The sequence below is a fragment of the Flavobacterium aquidurense genome (assembly GCF_002217195.1).
Taxonomy (GTDB): Bacteria; Bacteroidota; Bacteroidia; order Flavobacteriales; family Flavobacteriaceae; genus Flavobacterium; species Flavobacterium frigidimaris.
Genome location: NZ_MUGR01000035.1, coordinates 89,893 through 114,491, shown reverse-complemented (window position 1 = coordinate 114,491; position 24,599 = coordinate 89,893). Strand labels below are relative to the sequence as shown.

The 24,599-nt window shown below is 36.5% G+C and carries 19 protein-coding genes; 11 read left to right on the top strand and 8 right to left on the bottom strand.

The genetic code is table 11. The annotated features are described in order from the left end of the window. Positions 1 to 150: 150 nt before the first annotated feature. Positions 151 to 651, top strand: coding sequence for a hypothetical protein (locus B0A67_RS18315; protein WP_072957971.1), 501 nt, complete (start codon positions 151 to 153; stop codon positions 649 to 651). Positions 652 to 888: 237 nt separating this feature from the next. Next, positions 889 to 1,608 carry an MBL fold metallo-hydrolase gene (locus tag B0A67_RS18310; protein ID WP_072957974.1) on the top strand — a complete coding sequence of 240 codons (720 nt, stop codon included), beginning with the start codon at positions 889 to 891 and terminating at the stop codon, positions 1,606 to 1,608. A gap of 257 nt (positions 1,609 to 1,865) precedes the next feature. Here the strand turns inward: B0A67_RS18310 and fucP are convergent, their stop codons facing one another. From fucP to B0A67_RS18275, 7 genes are all read right to left on the bottom strand, one after another. Beyond that, on the bottom strand, positions 1,866 to 3,167 hold the full coding sequence (gene fucP / locus B0A67_RS18305) for an L-fucose:H+ symporter permease (protein ID WP_072957977.1): 1,302 nt from the start codon (positions 3,165 to 3,167) through the stop codon (positions 1,866 to 1,868). A 115-nt stretch (positions 3,168 to 3,282) separates the two neighbouring features. After that, the gene (locus tag B0A67_RS18300) at positions 3,283 to 3,726 is read right to left on the bottom strand and encodes a MaoC/PaaZ C-terminal domain-containing protein (RefSeq protein ID WP_072957980.1); all 444 of its coding nucleotides are present in this window, start codon (positions 3,724 to 3,726) and stop codon (positions 3,283 to 3,285) included. A 77-nt stretch (positions 3,727 to 3,803) separates the two neighbouring features. Beyond that, entirely contained in the window at positions 3,804 to 4,871 is a 1,068-nt protein-coding gene (locus B0A67_RS18295; RefSeq protein WP_072957983.1) for a Gfo/Idh/MocA family protein, read from the bottom strand. Between the two features lie 2 nt (positions 4,872 to 4,873). Next, complete coding sequence (locus B0A67_RS18290) at positions 4,874 to 6,097, bottom strand: extracellular solute-binding protein (protein ID WP_072957986.1); 1,224 nt, start codon at positions 6,095 to 6,097, stop codon at positions 4,874 to 4,876. Next, positions 6,097 to 7,236 (bottom strand): CaiB/BaiF CoA transferase family protein, encoded by a 1,140-nt coding sequence (locus B0A67_RS18285; RefSeq protein WP_072957989.1) that lies wholly within the window; start codon positions 7,234 to 7,236, stop codon positions 6,097 to 6,099. The genes B0A67_RS18290 and B0A67_RS18285 overlap by 1 nt, the downstream gene beginning before the upstream one ends. After that, positions 7,233 to 8,381 (bottom strand): CaiB/BaiF CoA transferase family protein, encoded by a 1,149-nt coding sequence (locus B0A67_RS18280; RefSeq protein ID WP_072957991.1) that lies wholly within the window; start codon positions 8,379 to 8,381, stop codon positions 7,233 to 7,235. The genes B0A67_RS18285 and B0A67_RS18280 overlap by 4 nt, the downstream gene beginning before the upstream one ends. Beyond that, positions 8,378 to 9,526, bottom strand: a complete 1,149-nt coding sequence (locus B0A67_RS18275) for an ABC transporter substrate-binding protein (RefSeq protein WP_072957993.1) — start codon at positions 9,524 to 9,526, stop codon at positions 8,378 to 8,380. Before B0A67_RS18275 ends, B0A67_RS18280 begins: the two co-directional genes overlap by 4 nt. Positions 9,527 to 9,854: 328 nt before the next feature. Between B0A67_RS18275 and B0A67_RS18270 the strand changes: the two genes are divergently transcribed. The 5 genes from B0A67_RS18270 (at position 9,855) to B0A67_RS18250 (ending at position 14,483) form a co-directional block, all read left to right on the top strand. Continuing rightward, positions 9,855 to 10,619, top strand: a complete 765-nt coding sequence (locus tag B0A67_RS18270; RefSeq protein WP_072957996.1) for an SDR family NAD(P)-dependent oxidoreductase — start codon at positions 9,855 to 9,857, stop codon at positions 10,617 to 10,619. Between the two features lie 143 nt (positions 10,620 to 10,762). Beyond that, positions 10,763 to 11,617, top strand: coding sequence for a fumarylacetoacetate hydrolase family protein (locus B0A67_RS18265; RefSeq protein WP_072957998.1), 855 nt, complete (start codon positions 10,763 to 10,765; stop codon positions 11,615 to 11,617). Between the two features lie 22 nt (positions 11,618 to 11,639). After that, positions 11,640 to 12,653, top strand: coding sequence for a zinc-binding alcohol dehydrogenase family protein (locus B0A67_RS18260; RefSeq protein ID WP_072958001.1), 1,014 nt, complete (start codon positions 11,640 to 11,642; stop codon positions 12,651 to 12,653). Positions 12,654 to 12,848: 195 nt separating this feature from the next. Further along, positions 12,849 to 13,646, top strand: a complete 798-nt coding sequence (locus tag B0A67_RS18255; RefSeq protein ID WP_072958005.1) for an SDR family oxidoreductase — start codon at positions 12,849 to 12,851, stop codon at positions 13,644 to 13,646. A 6-nt stretch (positions 13,647 to 13,652) separates the two neighbouring features. Then, positions 13,653 to 14,483, top strand: coding sequence for an amidohydrolase family protein (locus B0A67_RS18250; RefSeq protein WP_072958007.1), 831 nt, complete (start codon positions 13,653 to 13,655; stop codon positions 14,481 to 14,483). A 178-nt stretch (positions 14,484 to 14,661) separates the two neighbouring features. On the opposite strand, the gene B0A67_RS18245 is transcribed toward B0A67_RS18250, so the two are convergent. Further along, positions 14,662 to 16,350, bottom strand: coding sequence for a glycoside hydrolase family 28 protein (locus tag B0A67_RS18245; RefSeq protein ID WP_072958011.1), 1,689 nt, complete (start codon positions 16,348 to 16,350; stop codon positions 14,662 to 14,664). Between the two features lie 403 nt (positions 16,351 to 16,753). Here B0A67_RS18245 and B0A67_RS18240 point away from each other — a divergent pair, with 403 nt between their 5' ends. The 4 genes from B0A67_RS18240 to B0A67_RS18225 all read left to right on the top strand — a co-directional run bounded on the left by B0A67_RS18240 (position 16,754) and on the right by B0A67_RS18225 (position 24,592). After that, entirely contained in the window at positions 16,754 to 19,261 is a 2,508-nt protein-coding gene (locus B0A67_RS18240; protein WP_072958015.1) for a right-handed parallel beta-helix repeat-containing protein, read from the top strand. 229 nt (positions 19,262 to 19,490) lie between these two features. Next, positions 19,491 to 20,555 carry a Gfo/Idh/MocA family protein gene (locus B0A67_RS18235; protein WP_072958018.1) on the top strand — a complete coding sequence of 355 codons (1,065 nt, stop codon included), beginning with the start codon at positions 19,491 to 19,493 and terminating at the stop codon, positions 20,553 to 20,555. Beyond that, complete coding sequence (locus tag B0A67_RS18230) at positions 20,552 to 22,132, top strand: sodium:solute symporter (protein ID WP_072958020.1); 1,581 nt, start codon at positions 20,552 to 20,554, stop codon at positions 22,130 to 22,132. The genes B0A67_RS18235 and B0A67_RS18230 overlap by 4 nt, the downstream gene beginning before the upstream one ends. A gap of 273 nt (positions 22,133 to 22,405) precedes the next feature. Beyond that, the gene (locus B0A67_RS18225) at positions 22,406 to 24,592 is read left to right on the top strand and encodes an alpha-L-rhamnosidase-related protein (RefSeq protein WP_072958022.1); all 2,187 of its coding nucleotides are present in this window, start codon (positions 22,406 to 22,408) and stop codon (positions 24,590 to 24,592) included. Positions 24,593 to 24,599 lie beyond the last annotated feature (7 nt).

Here is a 24,599-nt window from a genome sequence, read left to right as displayed (position 1 = left end):
TGAGACGGCTCCTTTTTTTTGGTCTGCATCGGTTAAAAATACCTTTTCGTCGATTAGTTTTGCCTTTCTGCATAATCAAGGCTAGATCCTAAAACATTGGCACTACTTTGGATTAATATTAAATAACATTAATACTTAATACCACGAAAAATGAAAAAAATAGGATTTGCATTAATACTACTGATGAGTGTTTTTGCGCACGCACAAGTTTCGATCAATGTTAATATTGGTACACCTCCAAGCTGGGGCCCACAAGGTTATGACGAGAGTAGATATTACTATCTGCCCGATATTGATACCTACTATGATGTCTCACAAAAACAGTTTATTTATGACAATAATGGCAGATGGATTCGTGCAAGCAGATTGCCATCGCAGTACAGACAATATGATCTTTATGGAGGTTATAAAGTAGTTTTAAGTGATTATAGAGGAGATGCTCCTTATGGTTATCATAAAAAACACAGAGCCGAATATCCAAAAGGCTATCACGGAAAACCTCAGAAAAATAGAGGAAATAAACCCGATAAGGCCTATAAACAAAATAACAAGTATAAAAATAACAACGGAAATTCTAAAAAAGATAATTCACACAAATCTAATGGAAATTCTAAAAAAGATCAGAATCATTCTCACGGTGATCACCGTTAATTAAAATACAAATAGATGGAAAGCGCCTCATAATTGAGGCGTTTTTTTATGTTGATTTTTTAATTTTTCATCGGTTTACCCAGTATTAACATATCATAAATAATCGCCGGAAACAATTTTAATCGTTGTTTTAGCTCTGTTTTTAAATCGGTTTTATCGATTGATGATATCGAAAAATAAGGTTTTATAAATATAGAAATTCTTTAGACCTTTGTACCAAATAATGATTGAACCAAAATGAAAATAATACCGTTACAAGAAGGGAATTACGTGGTTAATAGTGATAAAGAGTTCAGGCTTATTGATGAATTCCCATTAGATTCAGGACTTAAGATGGCTATTCAGCCTTTTTTGATCGTTACTCAAAATGATTGTATACTTTTAGATTTAGGGTTGGGATTGAAGAAAAACGGAAAACCTTTAATTCATCATTTACTAGAAAGTCATGGTGTTGCACCAGAACAAATTACAAAGATGCTGATTTCGCATTTTCATAAAGATCATATTGAAGGTATTGGTTCTTTTGAAGGAGATACTTTTATCCAGAATTTTCCACAGGCCACTATTTATTTGCAAAGCAGAGAACTTGATTTTGCTTTGTCACAGCAGCATCCATCTTATAATTTGGAGCTATTAAATCAGTTACAATCGTTTTCTAATGTTGTAAAACTGAAAGAGGATAAGGGACAAATAACCGATGAAATTTTCTATGAAGTTTCCGGAGGACATTCACCGTTTCATCAGGTATTCTGGATCAGGAAAAATAACGAAATCACCTTTTACGGAGCAGATGATTTGCCGCAAGAAGCCTACTTAAAACTTCATGTGGCATACAAAACAGATTATGATGGTAAACGTGCGATGGAATCCCGTAAAAAGTGGGAGCAACAAGCCAAAGAAGAACATTGGAAAGTTCTTTTGTATCATGATATGAAAGAGCCTGTTTTGGAATTTTAGTCTCTAAGCAGAGAATAGAGATTAGAGTAAAGAAGAAAGAGTATAGAAAAAAGAGCGGATAATGTACTAAAAACAGATCTGAGAAATGTTGCTATGTGAATTGATGTAAAGTGAAACGTCTTTTTTAAGGATACAAAATCTATGTTTCGATGTGTTAAAAATAAGTACTTCCAATTAAACTATAATAAATATGAAAAAGGTTTGAATCAAATAATTTTTGATTCAAACCTTTTTTATAAGAGATCAAAACGAAAAGTTTATTTTACCTCTTTTACCTTGTGTCCAAAAACGCCAAAAGATAAAATAATAATAAAACACAACAACGGAATTATATATCCCGATTGAATATCGTCGTGTTTCATATCAATTAAAGTTCCCATTCCGTAAGGTAATATCGCACCGCCAACAATTGACATTACAAGCCATGAAGACCCGGTTTCTGTATTCGATTTTAAGCCCACTATTCCCAAAGAAAAGATCGTTGGAAACATAATAGACATAAAAAACCCGATTCCGCCAAGCGCGTAAATTACGTAAATTCCTGTTCCGTAAATGGCGACTAAACATAATAAAATACTGCATATGCAATAGATTGAAAGAAGCACATAGTCTTTAACGAATTTCAGAAAGAAAGTTCCAATAAAACGTCCGGCCATAAACAGGAATCCATAAATACCAAGATAATATCCGGCCGTTTTTTCGTCCAGTCCTGCACCTTGTTGTGCAATTCTGATAAAGAAACTGGTAATACAAACTTGTGCACCTACATAGAAAAACTGCGCTACAACTGCCCAGCTTAAATGACGAAATTTTAATACAGAGAAAAATCCCGGTTTTACTTCAACTTCTGCATGCTCTGCTTTCATAGAAGGTAAATGCATGAAATAAAATAAAATCGCCACCAAAACCAATACGCTTCCCAAAATAATATAAGGTAATTTTACAGATGAAGCTTCTTCTAACAAATAGGCCGCTCTTGCAGCATCTGGCATTGCAGTCATTTGTTCCGGTGTATGATTGGTTCCCGAAAGGATAAATAATGAACCCACAATTGGCGCAACCATCGCAGCCAAACCATTGAAGGAAGCCGCTAAATTCAATCGTTTTGAGGAGGATTCAGGGGGACCTAAAATTGCTGCATACGGATTGGCACTCGTTTCAAGAATTGTTAGTCCACAGCCAATTACAAATAAAGCGAATAAGAACAATTCGTAAGTTCTGGTATTTGCCGCAGGAACAAACAGAAAAGCACCAGTTGCGAAAACTAACAATCCGGTAATAATACTGTTTTTATAACCAAATCTTTTTATGAGCATCCCTGCCGGAATGGCCATTATAAAATAAGCAAAAAATACGGCAGTATCAATCAAAGTAGATTGGCGATTGTTTAATTCGCAAGCCTTTTTTAGGTGTGGAATTAAAATAGAATCCAGATTATGCGCCATTCCCCAAAGGAAAAATAAACTGGTAATTAGTATAAAAGGCAAAAGGTATTTTTTACCTGTTCCTTTTTCTGTGGCAGCTTCGTGTTGATCGCCGGTTTGATTGGTTATTTGCATAGTTTTTTTTAGTTAATAGGTTCAAGGTGCAAAGTGACAAAGGTTCAGAAGTTTTTTTTTGCAACTCTGCGACTTTGCGCGATTATTTTAATGCTACACTTAGCAGCTTAGAAACTTAGAGCCTCTTTTTTACGAGTAATAAATGATCACAAACGAGAACAACTTCTCCTTTTTGATTGATAATTTCAACGTGTTCTGTTACAGTTCCCATATCCGGTTTTTTAGCTTCTGCTTTTTCTGAGATGGTAATTTCAGAATGAATCGTGTCGCCAATGTGCACCGGTTTTACAAATCGCATTCTGTCGTATCCTTTAGAAAAAGCTTCCGGATTAATTTCAGATGCGGTCAGGCCGATTCCGATGCTAAAGACCATAGTTCCGTGTGCAATGCGCTGTCCGAAAGGTTGTGTTTTGCACCATTCTTCATCCATGTGATGCGGAAAAAAATCTCCTGTGTGACCTGCGTGAACCACAAAGTCAGTTTCGGTAATTGTTCGGCCAAAAGTGACGCGTTTATCGCCAATTTGATACTCTTCAAAAAAGGTTGATTTGAAATACATATATTTTTTAGTTTAAAAGTTGCAAAGTCATAAAGTCAATCACTTTTGACTTTATGACTTTCGACTTGCGACTGATTTTACAGTTCGCCAAGAGAAACTCCTCCGTTTTTATTACTGACATAGCAGGCTTCAACAACTTTCATAGTGTCGAGAACGTCCAGAACACTTGCCAGTAATTTAGTGTCAGAGCCTTCTTTAAATCGCATTAAATTTGACATTGTTCCTATAAAAGCTTCGGGAAACCAGGAACCTTCCAATTCGATTTTTTTCCATTCGTATTCGCCGTTTTCATTTAGTATCGAATATTCAAATTCATCCGGTAATCCATCAGGATAATTCATTAATAAACCCATTTTGGCTTTGATCGCTCCTTTGGTTCCTTCCCATTTGATGTAGCTTTCTTCATGTTTAGGACCAAAATGGTGGTCGTGATTGGTGTTGATTACGACGTGTTTGTCTTCTCCGTAATCCAAAATAATGGTAGAACGGCAGGAGGATAATTTCTTTAACGGATGTTTTGCTGTTTTGGCCATCACACTTTTCGGATTTCCCAAAAAGGACCTGATGCAATCGATATAGTGAACACTATGAAAAAGAATTTCCAATCTAGGATGTTCCTTAATTAACGGGAACAATTCCCAAGGGGTGTTTACGGTAACTTTAAATTCAAAATCGTACAATTCACCAATAATTCCTTCATTGATCAAATGTCTTGCAGCACTTACAAATGAAGCAAAACGCAATTGAAAATTAATTGCTGCCACCAGGTTTTTACGTTCGCAGACCGCGATGATTTCACGTGCCTGAGCAAGATCATTTCCCATAGGTTTCTGGATCAAAACTGCGGCTCCGTTAGGCAATTGTTCCAATATTTCGATGTACTGATCGGGCAGCACTGTAATGTCGTAAACAGCGTTTGATGGTGCATTTTTAACTGCGTCAGCAACGTTTTCAAAAACATGGGCAATCTTGAATTGTTTTGCCAGATCTTGTGCTTTAGAAATCGTTCTGTTGGTGATACCAAAAACAGTAAAACCGGCCATTTCATAAGCAGGCAAATGCGCATCTTTTACAATTCCGCTTGCTCCGATGATGATGATCGGCTGGTTCGTTTCCGGTAATTTAGGTTGATAGGGAATATTCATGTCTATTCTATTTTTTGAATATTAATTTGTGTCTCTTCTAATAATTGTGCCGAAGGAATATCACTATTTATGGCTTTTAAAACCATATGATCGATAAATTCAGCAACTTTTGGCCAAATTGGCGTTTGTGGTAATGTCAGCGCATTTTCGTGAAGCATTTCCAGTTTATGGTAAAACGGAATTAAAGTATTAATTTCTTCATCTTTCCAGGTCGATTTTCGGCAGCCAATTCCGCCTTCGATGGTCAATAGTTTGTCACTTTCAGGTGTAGTGGCAAATCGTAAAAAATCGTAAGCTAATCTTTTGTGTTTGCTTCCCGAACCAATTGTATACAGCCAATACACATTCAAAGAAGCTGTTTTATGATTTGGGTCGGATGGGAGAGAAGTAATATCAATTTTTCCTTTCACTTTTGATTCTTCGATAACTTCAGCCATCGAAGCAAATCCGAACCAATTGATTGCCATTGCTGCTTGTCCATCGGCGAAAGCCATTCCGGCTTCAACTGAACCAAATTCTTTCGACTTGGGATGAACAGCATTTTTGTTATTTACGATTTTACGATAAAAATCTAAAGCCTGAACCGCTGCGTCGCTATGAATCGAGATTTGATTTTTCTCGTTGATCAACGATCCGCCACGAGTCCACAACTGCAGGCAGAAATCAAAAACCATATTGTGCCCGTCCGGATAATTAGCAAAAATACAGCCGTATAGATTTTGTTCGGGACGGTTAAAAAAGGTTGCAATTTCTGTAAATTCTGTCCAGGTTTTTGGAGTAGAAAGCGCATAACCAAACTGCTTTTTGAAATTCTCTTTTTCAGTTTCGTTCTCAAATAAATCCTTTCTGTAAATTAAACATTCTGGTCCATCGTGAAAAGGAAGTCCGTATGTGCCATTATCCAATTTTTGCAAATGCAAAAGCGATTTGTGCCATCCGTAGGGATAACTTTCAGGAGGATTTTCTGCTATGAATGAATACAAATCAAGAACCGCTTTTTCGTGTACGGCATCATAAATCCAATCGGTATTGAGGTGTGCAATATCCCATTTTCCTTCTTTTAAACCTTTTTTTAAAATTGTAGTTTCATAAAGTTCGTGCAATTCGAGGGGAACCATTTCGGCTTCAATCTGAATATTATTTTCAATACAAAATAAATCCCATAGCTTTTGCAGCGTACTTTCGAAAGGATCGAATTTGCGGACAGCGATTCTTATTTTCTTCATTATACAGCTATAAATTCTTTAATAATTTTCTCATTGTCCTGTCCTAATTTTGGAGAACCTTTACTTGAAGTCAAATATTCCCCGTCAATTTTAATGGGACATCTTGTCGTTTGATACGAATAACCATCCAGCATTGTTACTTTTTGCGTAAAGTCTAAAATCTTGAATCCATCTTCAGCAAAAAGCTCCTGATAGTTTAAAACTCCGGCACACCAAATGTCTGCAGGTTCTAAAATATTCAGCCAAAAATCAGTATTCCGGGTTTGCAAATGAGTTGCCAGAATATTCTTGATTTGGTCTCTTAAAGTAAATTTATTTTCAGGAAACGCCAAAAGCGCATCACATTTTAAAAGTGAAGCCAAAACCGGAATCGAACCCATCGCCAAAGCCAGAAAGCCATTTTTGGTTTTGTAAATTCCGTATGGTGCCCCTAAATAGGCGTGAGCATTATTGGTTTTAGTTCGAACAGGTAATTCACCGCCATCATTAAAATAAGTCGTGATCGTTTCAAACTGAAAATCAAAAGCCGATTCCAGCATACTGACCTGTACCGAAGCGCCAATATTGTGAGTGACTTTTCTGTACAAAGCGGCCAAAATTCCCTGAGCCAGATGTGCTCCGGCAAGCATGTCGACGATCGATAAACCCATTGGTACCGGACCATCATCCTGATTCCCGCTCAGCCATGTCAAGGCCGTTAAGGATTGTAATAATAAATCCTGTCCCGGTAAATCTTTTAAGTCTGGATGTTCGCCAAAACCTGAAATAGAAGCATAAATTACATTTGGATTAATGGCTTTGAGATCATCATAACTTAAACCCACGCGTTCCATAACTCCGGGTCTGAAGTTATGCATGACAACGTCGGCTTTAGCCAATAGTTTCTTTAATTTTTCTAATTCTGATGGTTCTTTAAAATCAATGGCAAATGATTCTTTGTTTCTGTTGATGGTATGAAATACTGACGATTCGCCATTCATAATCAAATCAGAAGTATATAAGGTCCGGCAGATATCGCCTGTTCCCGGTTTCTCAATTTTTATCACGCGCGCACCCAAATCAGCCAATCGCAAACTTGCTGATGGCCCGGAAAGAAACTGGCTAAAATCTACTATTAAATAATCTTCTAATGGTTTCATGCGTTGTTTAAAAATTGTTTGTGTATGGCTAAATTATCTTCTCCAACTTTAGGAGCTGCTTTTGGGCTTATTAAAATTTTTCCGTCAAGCTGAATTGGACTTCTCGTAGTGATCATTGTTTTTCCGTCGGTATTTTCTACGATTTGTTTCAGTTGTAATTCCTTTACGAAAGGCTGGTTGTCCAATTCTTCATAATTAAATACTTTTCCGCACCATATTCCTTTTTTTTGGAGTACTTCCAGCCAATAATCGGCTGTTTGAGAGGCTAATTTTTCACTTAAAATAGTCCTGATTTCATCCCGATGCGTAAACCAATCCTGTTTGTCAGCGTACTTATTTAAGTCTAATCCTAAAGCATTTCCAATAAAAATCAAATCGCCCATCGCTAAGGAAAGATAACCTTCCTGAGTGGGATAAACGCCGTATGGAGCGCTTAAAAAAGCATGTGCACTTCCTTTTATATCACCTCTTTCAGGCAACTGACCTCCATCATTTAAGAAAGAAGTAATCGCTTCAAACTGAACATCCAAAACCGATTCTAACAAACTTACTTCGACCAAAACTCCTTTTCCGGTTTTGGCTCTTTTGAGTAATGCCGCCAAGATTCCCTGAACAAAATGATTACCGCACATTAAATCGGCTACAGCCAAACCAAACGGAACGGGTTCCTGACTCTTTCTGCCGCTCAACCAGCTTAATCCTGATAATGATTGCAACAATAAATCCTGTCCCGGTTTTTTTGACCACGGACCAATAGTGCCGTAACCTGTAATAGTTCCGTATATTATTTTGGGGTTGATAGCCAATGTTTCATTAAAGTCCAGTCCTATTTTTTCCATTACGCCCGGTCTGAAATTATGTGTCATAATGTCAGCCTGAGCGATCAGTTTTTTAATTAAAATTAAATCTTCAGGGTTTTTAAGATCGGCTGCAAAAGATTCTTTATTTCGGTTAATGGTATGAAACAACAAACTGCTGTCATCAACAAAGAGATCTTTTATGCTCAGTTGCCTGCAGGCTTCTCCTTTTACAGGACGTTCGATTTTGATGACTCTGGCACCCAAATCAGCCAGTTTTAATCCCGCTGACGGACCTGCCAAAAACTGGCAAAACTCCAATACAACTAATCCTTCAAGTGGTCTCATGTGGTTTGCAGGTTTAGTGATTTCGCATAAAGCGAATTCAGGACTTCTAAAACCAATTCTTCATCTCCGCCATTCATCAGATAATCACGAACTACATCGCCTGCGTGATCCTGAAAATACATGTGTCCGGAATATCTCGGACGTAAAAAAGCACGTTCCAGAGCCGGTAAGGTATTTTTGAAATAATCATGAGTTAAAGCATTTATTCTGTCACTTTTCCAGGCCTGTAAATGGCCGGGTTGTCCACCGTTATCGGCAAATATATTTTGTTGAACGTTAGACGATCCGGTAAACTCAGCATATTGGATGGCCTCGGGAATATTTTTACTAAAAGAAGAAACCGCTAAACCCGTTCCGCCCAGAGAACTGATCATCGGATTATTATTCAAACGTACTAAATCATAAAAGTGAAGTAAGTTTTTGCTGTAACCCGTTCTCGAATAGTTAGAATATCCGTAGGCAAAAGGGCAGTAGGCAATTGCATCAGAATTGACCATAGCTTCGTAAACCTGAATAGGGTTTCTGTTGAAATTCGCAGGATCGATAAGCTGTGCCAATTCGCGGAACATTTGTAACGCTTTTTTTCCTGTTTCTGTTGAGATTACTTTTTCTTCAGACTGAAACGGAGCTTCACCCAAACTGCAGCAATATTGATAAAAACTCATTAAAACATCAACCGGAATTCCTGCGAAAGCGACCAATCCTTTTTTAGCTAAAGCCAATAAATCGTCATAAGTCTGAGGGACTTTCAAACCTTTTTTTTCTAAAATATCCAAACGTGCGGCTGCAACCGGAGTCGCGGCATCAATTGGTAACGCCCATAGTTTGTTGCTAAAAACGTAACTTTCGTAAGAACGCCCAACAGTATTAAGTTCCTGATCTTTTATATATTCAGCAGAAAGATGATCGGAGAGAGGAAGGATAGCATTGGTGTGCGCTCCAAAACCTGTCCACGGATGATCGATAACCAATAAGTCGAATCTTTTGGCTAAATCTTCAATTGATGCATCAGCAAATTCCTGCAGGCTTCTTTTCTCCCATGTAATCTCAACATTTGGATGTAGTTCTGTAAAACGCTGTGCTGTGGCAACCATTGGCAATAAACCTCTTGTGTGATTCCAGGTTATCCCTTTTAGTATCGTCATTTTGTTATAATTTAATGGTGATAATTTTGATTGAAGAATAATAAATGTAAAATATACAATTACAAAAATAGAAATAAGATTGAATTGCGCAATGACTGAAGCATTTATTAACAGTCGTTTTTTGCAGGATGTGAATCTGAGGTCTTGTTTTTTTACAAATGATATAAAAAATGTTATAATATCTTAGACTATGATCATTTTTTGAGGAATAAGGAAAAAAATTTATCAGTATATTGAGATTAAAAATTACATTTGTAATTGTGTTTTTTACATTTATTAATTTAGGAACACTACAACGATAGAAATAAGGACTAAACAGGAATAAAATATGTTTTCATTACAAAATAAAAAAGCAGTAATAACAGGAGGCGGTAGCGGAATTGGAAGAGCAATTGCAACACTTTTTGCCAAACAGGGAGCAGAAGTACATATCATTGATCTCAGGCTCGAAAGTGCTCAGGAAGCAGTTGAAGATATAAAAAAACTAGGCGGAAATGTATTTTCGCATGCCTGTAATGTGGCAAACCAAAAAGAGGTTATTGCAACATTTGAAGCCATTGGCAATATACATATTCTGATCAATAACGCCGGAATTGCTCATGTGGGTAAAGTTGACACGACACCCGAATCTGATTTTGATCGTGTGATGGAGGTGAACGTAAAGGGAGTCTACAACTGTTTGTTTGCAGCAATTCCGCAATTTCGGCTTTCTAGAGGTGGTGTGATAATCAATATGGCATCCATTGCGGCTTGGGTAGGTATTCCGGACAGATTTGCGTATTCTACTGCAAAAGGAGCAGTTATGGCGATGACATTATCAGTGGCAAAAGATTATATCAAAGAAAATATCCGTTGTAATTCGATTTCTCCTGCAAGGGTTCATACGCCTTTTGTAGATGGTTTTATTTCGAAAAACTATGCTGGAAAAGAAGCTGAAATGTTCGAGAAATTGTCACAATCCCAACCTATCGGACGTATGGGGAAACCGGATGAAATTGCAGCCTTAGCTTTATATCTGTGCAGTGATGAAGCAGGATTTATTACCGGAAGCGATTACCCAATCGACGGAGGATTTATTAAATTAAATAATTAAATAAAGGTACTGGGGTTCTGAGTTACTAAGACTCTAGGTTTAAAAAAAATTAAAAGGTTAGTCACTTAAGAAACTTAACACCAAGAAAAACTTAGCATCTTAGAACCTTAGCTACTTAGTAACTTACAATAAAAATAAAAAATATGAAATTAATACGTTTTGGAGAGATAGGAAAAGAAAAACCAGGAGTTTTAATTGGTGATAAAAGATATGATGTTTCGTCGATTGTAACAGACTTTAACGAGCGTTTTTTTGAGGAAAAGGGTTTAGAAAAATTACAAAAAGCATTAGAGAGTAATCCTGCTTTACCAGAAGTGGATGCAAATGTGCGTTTAGGATCGCCTGTAGCGAGACCTTCAAAAATAATCTGTATTGGTTTAAATTATGTAGATCACTGCAAAGAAACCGGAGCGCCAATCCCAACAGAACCGATCATCTTCTTTAAATCAACCACTTCGTTATGTGGTCCTGCGGATGATGTCGTTATTCCTAAGAATAGTGTGAAAACGGACTGGGAAGTAGAATTGGCATTTGTTGTAGGGAAAAAAGCAAGTTATGTTGAAGAAGCAGAGGCTTTAGATTATGTTGCAGGATACGCTTTATTAAACGATTACAGCGAAAGAGAATTTCAAATCGAGCGTGGCGGACAATGGGCTAAAGGAAAAGGATGTGATACATTTGCGCCTCTTGGACCATTTCTAGCAACGAAAGATGAAGTAAAAGACGTTGATAATTTGTCGATGTGGCTGAGTGTAAACGGTAAAAAGTTTCAGGACAGTAATACTTTAAATCTAGTTTTCAAAATCCCATATTTAGTACATTATTTAAGTCAGTTTATGACCTTGCTTCCTGGTGATATCATCAGTACAGGAACGCCTCCTGGAGTTGGATTAGGAATTAAACCTGATCCTGTTTACCTGAAAGCCGGTGATGTTGTAGAACTTGGTATCGAAGGTTTAGGCACGAGTAAACAAACTGCAGTTGCATATAAAAAGTAATCTAAAAATAAAAAAAAGGGCGATGAAATTTATTGTATGTGAAAAACCACAGGAATTCAAATTAAAAGAAAAAGAAATACCAGAACCAAAAGAAGGTGAAGTATTATTAAAAATAAAAAGGATAGGGATTTGTGGTACCGATATTCACGCTTTTGGAGGAACGCAGCCTTATTTTGAATACCCAAGAATCTTGGGGCACGAACTGGCTGCAGAATACGTAAAAGGAAACGCTGAAGGTTTTGAGCCTGGAGATAAAGTAACTTTTATTCCGTATTTCAATTGTGGAAAATGTGTGGCTTGCAGAAATGGCTTAACCAATTGTTGTGTGAATATCAAAGTTTTTGGAGTTCACATTGATGGCGGAATGGCCGAATATGTGACGATTCCCGAGCAATATTTACTGCACGGTCAAGGATTAGATTATGATCAGTTGGCATTGGTAGAACCGTTGGCAATTGCTGCGCATGGTGTTCGAAGAGCGGCTGTTGGACCTAATGATACTGTTTTGGTAATGGGCGCCGGACCAATTGGAATTGGACTAATTCAGTTTGCTAAAATTGCCGGAGCAAAAGTGATCGTGATGGACATCAACGAATACCGATTGGGTTTTTGTAAAAACGAGCTGAATGCCGATGCAACTATAAATCCGTTAAACGAAAATGTTACTGCAAAACTGGCTGAAATTACCAATGGTGATATGGCAAATGTGGTTATTGATGCAACTGGAAACAGAAATGTAATGAATGATGCTTTCAATTATATTTCGCATGGCGGAAGATTTGTTTTGGTCGGACTTCAAAAAGGAGAATTAACGTTCAGTCATCCTGATTTTCATAAAAGAGAATCGACTTTAATGAGCAGTAGAAACGCCACCATTCAGGATTTTGAATATGTAATGGAATGTCTTAAAAACGGAAAAATAGATCCAAAAAAATACATTACGCACAGAACTAGTTTTTCAGAAATGATTGACAATTTTGGAGATTTAATTGATCCGAAAAATAATGTGATTAAAGCATTAATAGAAATAGAATAAGAAAAGAGCGTAAAAATTTAAAAGTGTGAAATGTTGGATGTGAAATGTAAATAGTGAGAAGATGGTAAATTAAAAAGTTCTTTGAACTTATTTTTAAGCTCTTCTCACAGTTAAGGTCTCAGATTTGCATTTCACATCTAACATTTCAGATTTCAGATTTCACATCTAACAAATTACTTCTAACATAGTAAAAAAATGGATTTAAATTTAAAAGGTAAAATTATTGTCGTGTCGGGTTCGGCGGGCAAAGAAGGAAGTATAGGAGAAACAATTATCAAAAGACTGGCAGATGAAGGTGCAATTCCGGTACTTGTCGATCGAAATGACAGAGGTTTTGGTTATGCCGAACAACTTCAAAAAAAAGGAATAGATTCATTATTCGTAAAAACAGATGTTACCGATCCTGTTGAAATTGAAAATGCTGTTAAAAAAATAGTTGCAAAATACGGTAAGATTGATGCCGTAATCAACAATGTTGGAGTCAATGACGGAGCAGGTTTAGATGCGAGTTATGAGGACTTCATGAATTCGCTGAAACTGAATGTGGTGAGTTATTTTTTATTGACAAAATATGCACTTCCGTACCTGAAAGAGTCAAAAGGAAATATCCTGAATATTGGTTCAAAAGTTGCTCTGACAGGACAGGGCGGAACTTCAGGTTATGCTGCTGCGAAAGGCGGAGTTCTCGGACTTACCAGAGAATGGGCAGTTGATTTAATTGAATTTGGAATTCGTTCGAATGCCATTATTATCGCAGAAAGTTTTACTCCTGCATACGATGATTGGTTGAAAACACTTCCGGATGGAGAAACTGTGTTGAAGAAAATCAATAAAAGTATTCCGTTTGAAAGCCGAATGACCAAAACCGAAGAAATTGCAGATACGGCACTTTTTGTTATTTCAGATCGCTCGTCGCATACTACAGGACAATTTGTTTTTGTTGATGGTGGTTACGTACATCTGGATCGTGCCTTAATTAGTGATGTAAATTAATATAAGATGAATAATCGTATTGATTCACATCAGCATTTTTGGAAATTTGATCCCATAAGAGACAGCTGGATCGATGATTCGATGCAAAAGATTCAAAGAGATTTTTTGCCCGAAGACCTTTTGCCGCTATTGCAGCAAAACCAATTTTCTGGTTGTGTCGCAGTTCAGGCGAGTCAGTCTGAAGAAGAAACCCATTTTTTAGTTGATTTAGCCTCTAAAAATGATTTTATAAAAGGAATTGTTGGCTGGGTTGATTTAAGGGATAAAAATATTCAAGAAAGATTAGCGCATTTTTCTTCAGAAAAAGCAATTAAAGGATTCCGACATGTTGTTCAGGGCGAAGCTGATGATTTTATGTTTAGAGAAGATTTCCGTAACGGAATTTCGTCTTTAAAGCAATTCAATTATACCTACGATATTCTTATTTTTCATCGTCAGTTAACTGCAGCAGTAGATTTGGTAAAACATTTTCCATATCAGCCTTTTGTTATCGACCATATTGCAAAACCGGATATAAAATCAGATGATATTATTTCGTGGAAAAAAGGAATTCAGGAAATTGCAAAATACGAAAATGTAAGCTGCAAAATCTCTGGAATGGTAACAGAAGCCCGTTGGAATAATTGGAAACCTTCTGATTTAAAACCGTACTTAGATGTAATTTTTGAAAATTTCCCTTCCAATAAGTTAATGTTCGGATCTGACTGGCCGGTTTTAAATGTTGCCTCTGATTATTCAGAAGTCGTAGAAACTTTAGAAGAGTATATAGCACAACTTTCAACAGAAGATCAGAATAAGATTTGGTTTGAAAATGCCGGTTCTTTTTATAATCTGTAAATAACCGCAAAGTTGTCACACTGATTTCTCCAGTTAAACCCGACAGTTTTTTGAAACCTGTCTGGTGTAATTGTCATTTCGACTGAAATGACAAAAAAGAGTTAATAAAAAAGCAGGCTTTCAATCGGAAAGCCTGCTTTTTTTCATTTTACATGTCGCTTTTAACAGCCAACATTTTTTAAAACTTCACAGCTCCTTTAGGAACAGTTGTTCCAACAGTAGTTTTCTTTGCAAAATCAAAATTAGTCGAAGACGTAAATTCAATATTCTTAGAACCTTCTCCATTAATGGAAATTGCTTTTGCTGAAGTTGAATTGAATTCCACATTTTTTAAAGATAAATTTTTAGCATTGTAGATTTCAAATACATTGCTTTCTGCAATATCCAGTTTTGCATTCGTGATTTTGATTCCGTTAGCATCAATGATCGAAAAACCTTTTTCTGCTGTAGCAATTAAGTTAGAGATTTCGATATTCTCTAAATTCATTTCAGGTAAACCTTGTAAAAACACGGCTTGCTGAGCGCCTTTGATCGTTACATTTTTGATGGAAATGTTTTTAAATTGTGGCGTTTCTACATTTACAGGCATTGCTTTATTAATGATTTTGTCTCCGCCTTCTTCTAACGTTTCTGCTATCGATTTTCCTCCATAATACAGATTAAAAGAGATCGCCTGAGACGGAATATCTGTCATAAAAATATCAGAGATATAGATGTTTTCAACTACACCGCCACGTCCGCGATTACTTTTGAAGCGAAGACCAACGTCAGTTCCCATAAAAGTGCAATTTGAGACATGCATGTTTTTTACACCACCGGACATTTCGCTACCAACCGTCACACCTCCGTGTCCGTGATACACGATATTGTTTTTTATGATGATATTTTCACAGGGAACACCTCTTTCGCGACCGTCTTTATCTTTTCCTGATTTAATACAAATTGCATCGTCACCCACATCAAAACTTGAATTTTCGATGATTACATTTTTGCAGGATTCTACATCAAGACCATCTCCATTTTGAGAATACCAAGGATTACGAACTGTAATATTTCTAACAATTAAATCCTCAACCATTAGTGGGTGAATGTTCCAGGCTGGAGAATTTTGAAATACAGGTCCGTCAAATAAAACTCTTTTACTGTTTTGAATACTTACCAATACCGGACGTAAAAAGTCGTGAATTTTTTCAAAATCTTCTTTTATTTTTAAATCCGGACGCACGTTTTGATCCGCGCCTTTAGAAGCATTCATAAAAACTTCTGAAGGATACCAGCTCGTTTTATCTTTATTTAGAACACCGCCGGAAGAAACAAATTTTTTCCATTGACTATCTGTTAATTTGCTCTTTTTAACCTGTCTCCAGACTTCGCCGGATCCGTCCCAGACACCACTTCCGGTGAAAGCAATATTTTCAAGGTTTTTACCATAAATAGGAGAGATGCAACGCCATGTATTGAGCCCTTCAAAACTCGTTTCGATAATTGGATATAGGCTTTTATCAGGAGAAAATTTGATTAATGCTCCGGTTTCAGCATGAAGTTCCAGATTGCTTTTTAAAATAATCGGTCCTGTAAGCCATATTCCCGCAGGGATAATTACTTTTCCTCCGCCTTTTTTTGAAACCGCATCTATAGCATCGGCGAAAGCCTTAGTATTGAGAACATACCCGCCGTTTACAGCACCAAAATCTTTTATGTTGACACTGTTTTTAGGAATTACAGGTTCTTTGACTTTCGCCATTTTAAACTCAATATTCTTGTAAGTGTCATAGGGTTTCGAATTTTGGGCGACAATGTTCTGCGAACAACTTGCAATCATAATTGCCAAAGCAATACGTAAAAAGTTAATTGGGTTAGTTTTCATTGATATTGTATTATGGTTAAAATTTAGATCTGTATTAGAAGGTTTTATTTGCTAAATCTGTTTATTGATCCTTGTTTTTTTATTGATAAAGAAAAAATGATTGAGCATTAATAATAAAACATAAATGTAATCGATTACACAAATCTATAAAAAAATATTCTAAATATTCCTCCTAATTGAAAGATTGCCACAAAAGAAATAGTAAAAGTTAAGAAAATATAGTTTATCCATGTTCATTTCAATAATAGCAGGAGGGTACAGGATACTTATATTTTTATGTTCTTTTAAATTGTGCCATATATTTAAGGTAAATGTTAAAATATCTGTTGATGTAAATTTTTTATTACTTTAAATTATATCCCTAATAATTTTAATACCAAAAAAAGTTTAAAAATTCAAAATAATGCATTCAAATTCTTTTCATAAAATTTTCATTGTTCTTTTTATTTTCTTTTCTATTTTTTCAGCCAACGCTGCAGAAATTTGGGTTTCTCCAACTGGAAAAGATACTAATGTAGGGACAAAATCAAATCCTGTGGCAACAGTACAAATGGCAATGCGAAAAGCCAGAGAATTACGCCGACTAAAAGATCCGTCTGTAAAAGGAGGGATTCAGATTATCGTAATGAATGGTACTTATTATTTAAACGAACCCTTGTTTGTGCGACCTGAAGATTCAGGAACTCCGGAAAGTCCAACAACAATAGTAGCAGATCTAAATGCAAAACCAATTATTAATGGTGGATTTGAAATTAAAAATTGGAAAAAAGTTACGACTATAAATGGTGTAAAAAAAGCCAATGTATGGGTTGCTGATGCGCCTAAAATTGCTGGTGAAATTATCAATTACCGTCAGTTATGGGTCAATGATAAAAAAGCGGTGAGAGCCAAGAGTACAGCCGGAAAAACGATGGATCGTATTTTGTCATGGGATCATGTATCGCAAACGTGCTGGATTCCGTTTAAAGACAAGTCGATTAAGTTTGAGCCCGGAATGGAAATGTTCATCACACAATGGTGGTCGGTTGCGAATCTTCGAATCAAAAATATCGAAGTTCAAAAAGACAGCGCCAGACTTTCGTTTGAAGAGCCGGAAAGCCGCATTCAAAGCGAACATCCTTGGCCGGCACCGTGGATTTCTAAAAATAACGGAAATTCAGCTTTCTATTTAAACAACGGAATTTCGATGCTTAATGAAGCCGGAGAATGGTATCTGGATAAAAAAAGCGCAAAAATATATTATATTCCAAGAGCTGGCGAAGACATGAATTCGGCTAAAGTAACGGTTCCTGTTTTAGAAAATTTAGTAGAAGTAAAGGGAACTATAGATACTCCCGTACATGATTTTAGATTTAAAGGAATTTCATTTCAATACAGCAATTGGCTTCGTCCTTCGCAGCAAGGTCATGTTCCGTTGCAATCTGGTTTGTATTTATTAGATGCTTATAAATTAAAGATTCCGGGAACTCCAAATCAGGCCAGTTTAGAAAACCAGGCGTGGGTAGGCAGGCCAAGAGCGGCTGTGGAAGTGAATTATGCAAATAATATTCAGTTTGAATCGTGTCGTTTTGAGCATTTAGCCTCAACAGGATTGGATTTGAATAAAGGAACAAATCACAATACAGTAAAAGGAAATTTATTCAAAGACATTGGTGGAAGCGCTATAAATGTTGGCGTATTTTCAGAAGAAGCCTTCGAGGCGCATTTACCATTAAATGTAAAAGATGAAAGAGAAATTTGTTCTGATGAATTAATTGCTGATAATTTGATTACAAACGTTACCACTGAAGACTGGGGAACACTGGGAATCAGTGCAGGTTTTGTTCGTAATATTACTATTGAACACAACGAAATTTCAGACGTATCTTACTCTGGAATCGCAATGGGATGGGGCTGGACACATACGGCAAACGTAATGAAAAACAATAAAATCCTTGGAAATAAAATTCATCATTATGCCAAACATTTGCATGATGTTTCAGGAATTTATACCCTTTCTTCACAGCCAAACAGCAGAATTGAAGAGAATTATATCGATAAGGTGTACAACAGTCCTTATGCGCACGATCCTTTTTTGTGGTTGTATTTGTATACAGATGAAGGAAGTCAGGGATTTACAATCAAAAACAATTGGATTGCGACCGAGAAAATCCTAAAAAACAATAATGGTCCTCAAGGTAATATCTGGCAGGATAATAATCCGTATGTAAGCACTAGAATCAAAGAGGCAGCCGGAATCAGAGCGCCGTATACGGATTTAACAAAAGAGGTTTTTATTGATGAAAGCTGGGGTTTACAAGAATTACCAAAACCGGTTGCGATAGAATTGATAGGATCTGACTTTGATATCGAAAAAATAAAATCGACTATAAAAGGATTTAGAATTGTAGGTGAATCGTTGTACCAATGGAAAAATCGTCTGGTGATTTACGGAAAAATGAATCAGCCTGAAAGAACAAAGCGAAAATTGGCTTTGGCTTTTCCATCCCTTCAAATTAAAATCTATGAAAATCCGATTTATGATTTCCAAAATTTTGACAGATGCAAAGATTCAAAACCGGCATCTGAATGGGAGAATGTTGTTTTGACAGCCAATTTGGTTGATGATTCAAAATTGCAAAAGGAATATGTAGATTATCATACCACGCAATTCGAGAAATGGCCTGAAATCGCAAAAGGTTTCTGTAATGCTGATTTTCAACAGTTGCAGGTTTTTAAAAATGAAAAACAATTGATATTGATTATCAGTATTCCCAAAGGAGAAAATCTGGATAAATTAAACCCGAAGACCACTCAAAACAATCCACGTGTTGAGGAATGGAATGCTTTAATGAAAAAATACCAAACCGGAATTCAAGGCGCAAAACCAGACGAAACCTGGATTTTCTTAAATAAAATAGAGACGAAATAATGACATATTACTTATCCTAATATGTTTCCAAAACCTCTTAGGTATGCTTAATGCCAATAAAAAGGTAAGATACTCCCGCTAGCTATTGGGATATAAGAATTAACACAGATTGAAAATCCTTTAAGCCTTTTTAAACTGTGGCAAAAAATAAATAAAAAGTAATACCTAACAGGTTTTAGAAACCTGTTAGGATACTATAGAAAATCTAACTATCAAACCAAAAATATAAATGTTAAGAATAGCCATTTTAGGACTCGGAGAAGGCCGAAGCACCATGTCTGCTGCTTTAGGAAGTTCAAAATTAGAACTCGTAAAAGTATGCGACAGAAATGAAGAATTGTGTAAAAAGAGAGCAAGGGAATTCGATTTCCATTCCTATACCACCAATTATGATGATTTATTAAAGGATAATTCAATTGATATCATTGCCATTTATACACCCGATCATTTGCATGCAGAACATATAAAGCAAGCTTTATTGCATGGTAAACATGTAGTTTGTACCAAACCATTTATCGATGATCTTTCAGATGCTGCTTCACTTTTAGAACTCAGTAAAAAAACAGGTAAAAAGGTTTTTATAGGTCAGAGTTCAAGATTTTTTGAACCTGCAAAAAGACAACGAAAAGATTATGAAGAAGGTTTACTGGGAGATTTAATCACTATCGAAGCGCAGTATCACGCAGATCACAGATGGTTTTTAGAAAAAGAATGGTCGTTGTTGCAGTCTTTCAAATGGCTGTACGGAGGTTTAAGCCATCCTGTAGATTTTATCAGATGGTATTTACCCAACATTCAAGAAGTTATGGGCTACGGAATGATTAGTAGTAACGGAAGTGCTGCGGGCTTGAAAAACGAAGACACGATGCATTTTATCTTCAAGGCCGCAGACGGAAGAATTGCCAGAGTAAGCGGTGTTTATACCTCTCCAACGCAGCCTGCGCAAAGAGACAGCGGAATGAGCACTATTTTAAGAGCAACTCAAGGTGCAAGTCAGGCTGATTATCATGAATTGCGTTATGCCGTTACAGACAAAACGGGGGAAGAAAAAGTAATTACGTGGGGAGATTCGACCTTAAAACATTATTTCCGTTTTGAAGGACAAAGCCATCACGCAGGAGAATATCAAAATTATCTGGAATATTTTGTAGACAGCATCGAACTCAACTTTACTGCCTATCCGGACATGGAAGAAGGAATTGGAACCGTAGCTTTACTACAGGCAATGGACAGATCACTGCAAACCGGATTGCCAGTAAAAATAGCTGACGTTCTTAATGAATATGGACTATGAACAGCATCTATGATAAATTAACAACGCTTGATTTTGTAATTGTTGCCGTTTATCTGGTGGCTTTATTAATCATTGGCTGGGTCGTTAGTGTCAAGCAAAGCAAGAAAAACGAAACACTTTTTCTCGCCGGAAATTCACTAAACTGGTACAGCATCGGTTTCAATATGTGGGGAACAAATGTGGGTCCGTCATCCTTATTGGCATTTGCAAGTATTGGTTACGCCACCGGAATTGTAGCGGGAAATTTCGAATGGTATGCTTTTGTTTTTTTACTGCTTTTGGCAATGGTTTTTGCACCGCGTTATATTGCGAGCAAAGTAAGCACAATGCCGGAATATATGGGAAAACGCTATGGCGACAGCACACAAAATATTTTGGCATGGTACGCTTTAGTCAAAATTTTGGTAAGCTGGTTATCGTTAGGATTATTTAGTGGAGGTGTTTTAGTGCGTCAGATTCTTGGAATCCCGATGTGGCAAAGTGTGACCGTTTTAGTAATTTTTTCAGGAATTTTTACTTTCGCAGGAGGATTAAAAGCCATTGCCAAAGTTAATGTTTTTCAGATGATTCTGCTGATTGTGGTTTCATTAACACTTTCGTTTTTAGGGCTGCAAAAATTAGGAGGAATCGATGTTTTAATTGCTAAAACACCGTCTAATTTCTGGAATTTAGTACAGCCGGCAAACGATGCGCACTATCCGTGGCCAGCGATTTTATTAGGATATCCTGTGGCCGCTGTGGCTTTTTTTTGTACAGATCAATCGATGGTTCAAAGCGTTTTAGGTGCAAAGAATCTGGAACAGGGGCAATTAGGGGTAAATTTCATTGGCTGGCTAAAAGTTATGGCTTTGCCTTTGTTTATTTTACCGGGAATCCTTTGTTATGCGCTATATCCTGAATTAGGCAACAACTCTGATTTGGCGTATATGACCATGGTAACAAATTTGTTCCCAAGCGGAATGAACGGTTTGGTAATTTGTGTGATGATTGCTGTTTTGGTAGGAACAATTGGTTCGTCGCTAAATGCGTTAAGCACCGTTTTTACCAATGATATTTATGTAAAGAAAATCAACCCGGCAGCAACTATAAAAGATCAGATTAAGATAGGAAGAATCACCATTGCAGCCGGATGTTTGTTTGCTATTCTAATTGCAGTGGCAATCGACAATATAAAGGGACAAAATTTATTCAATATATTTCAGGCTGTTTTGGGCTTTTTAGCCCCTTCGTTATCCGTTGTGTTTTTGTTGAGTATCTTCTGGAAACGCACCACAAAAAAAGCGGTAAATGCCACACTTTCCTGGGGATCTGCTTTTAGTTTATTTGTTGGGGTTTTATATCTCTGGATCTTCCCTGCCGATGTTTACACCATTTGGCCACACTTTTTATTGATATCCTTTTACATTTTTGCCGTTTTATTAATTGGGGCAGTTATCATTTCATTATTGGATAAAAGCCCTGAAACCAATTTTTCAGTTGAAGTTGATATTCCTAAAACCAGCAAGAAAGTAAAACTGTTGTTTGGGTTATTAGGGATTGTAATTTTATGCTTGTATTTTGTTTTTAATGGCAATTAGATTCAGATAAACTTTAGAAAATAATAAAAAAAAATGCTTCAGAATTCCTGAAGCATTTTTTATATCTATACTTTTCTAAACCAATGAATGATAAATCTCACAACTCATTATCTATTTGGAAAAAAATCAAATAAAATTTAAAGAATTAAATAAAAAAATGGGACTAAAATTACGGTCATGGTATAAAAAAGGTTAATTATTCCGTGTAAACAGGACAGTACAGGTTGTGAAATGTAAAAATAACATTTATCTTTAGCCTTAAATTATTTTTATATGAAGAACCAATTTTCAATTTCCAGATTTTTGTTTGTTTGTCTTATTTTTTGTCCTTCTGTTTTTCTGTTTGCGCAGGAAAAATCCAAAGAAGCGACATGGATCTGGTATCCAGGAGATTTTGAAGTTTGGTTAAGTAATAAAATGCAGGTAAAACGTACAGAACGCGAAGCAGTATTTCCGCCGCTTTGGCAATATTATAGTCCTTATGCCCTGGTAACTTTTCAAACAGAAGTAGATATTCCAAAGCCAGACGAGGTAAAAATCTATTCAGAAGGACCTTTTCAATTACTTTTAGATGGCGTTCAGGTGTATGGGCAGCCAAAATCAATAGCAATTCCTGCCGGAAAACACAAAATTTCATTCAAAGTGTATAATCAGGAAGTGTTGCCGGCTATTTATATAGATGGTAAGTATGTTAAATCTGATGCATCCTGGAAGGTGACCAATGAAGATAAACTCTGGATTGATGAAACCGGAAAAGCACAACAATCCGGCACACCATGGGTACCTGTTGGTTCCTGGAATTTTGATGCGCCGGAGAATAAGCCTTCGGGATTTAAACTTACAACCAAACCTATGAACGCTAAAAAAACAGAAAAAATAGGAGGTGGCGCATTAGTAGATTTCGGTAAAGAAACTTTTGGTTACATTAAAATTCACGGTTTAAAAGGAAAAGGTAAAGTGGCACTTTATTATGGTGAATCTCGTGAGGAAGCGCTGGATTCTGCTCGATGCGAAACATTAGATCATTTATCTTTTGATGGAAATCAGCCTGAAACGTACACACATAATGGATCAAAAGCATTCCGCTATGTTCAGGTACAAGCAGATGCAACGGTAAAATACGATTCTATTTCGATGCTTTATGAATACTTACCATTAGACTATCGTGGTGCATTCAAATCTTCAGACCAACAATTGAATCAAATTTGGGATGTTTCGGCTTATACGATGCATTTAACATCTCGCGAATTTTTTATAGACGGAATAAAACGCGACCGCTGGGTTTGGTCTGGCGACGCTTATCAAAGTTATTTAATGAATTATTATTTATTCTTTGATTCGGCTTCTGTAGAACGAACCATGTTAGCGCTTCGTGGAAAAGAACCTGTGACGGCTCATGTTAATATCATAATGGATTATTCGCTCTATTGGTTTGTGGGTGTTTACGATTATTATTTGCACACAGGCGATACGAAATTTATCAAAACTTTTTATCCGCGAATGAAATCACTTATGGATTTCTGTTTAAAAAGAAGAAATACAAGCGGATTCCTCGAACCATTAGAAGGCGATTGGGTGTTTATTGATTGGGCTGACGGACTGCCAAAAACAGGCGAGGTTAGTTTTGAGCAAATGCTTTTAGCAAGAAGTTTAGAAGCGATGGTAGTTAGTGCTGAAATTGCTGGTGAAAAGCAAGATGAAGAGCAGTATCAAAAATTAGCGGATGATTTAAAAACAAAATTATTTGATGTTTTTTGGGATAAAAAACAAAACGTCATGAAGCACCAGCGCATAAACGGAAAAGTGGAAGAAATTGTCACGAGATACGCTAATATGTTCGGTATTTTTTTTAATTATTTTAATGAAGAGCAAAAACAAAGTATAAAAAATAAAGTGTTGCTCAATGATAATATTCTTAAAATCACAACACCATACATGCGTTTTTACGAATTGGAGGCTTTGTGTGCTATGGGAGAACAGGATTACGTTTTAAAAGAAATGAAAGACTATTGGGGCGGAATGCTAAAAGAGGGTGCAACATCTTTCTGGGAAGAATATAACCCAAACAAAAAAGGAGCAGACCATTTAGCCATGTATGGACGTCCTTACGGGAAAAGCCTTTGCCATGCTTGGGGAGCAAGTCCAATTTATTTGTTAGGGAAATATTATTTGGGCGTAAAACCAACTTCGCCGGGATATTCTGAGTATGAAATTAAACCCAACTTAGGCGGTTTACAATGGATGCAGGGAAAAGTTCCAACACCAAACGGAGAAGTCGAATTGTATTGCAGTACCAAAGAAATCAAAGTAAAAGCAGCTGAAGGCGAAGGAAAATTAGTTTTTGAAAGTTCAGGCAAGCCCAAATCAAATTCAGGAATAATTGAAACATTGGCTAAAAATAAATACCAATTGATTATTCAGCCTAATGTAGAATATAAAATAAGTTATAAAGCGCTATAATTTTTAC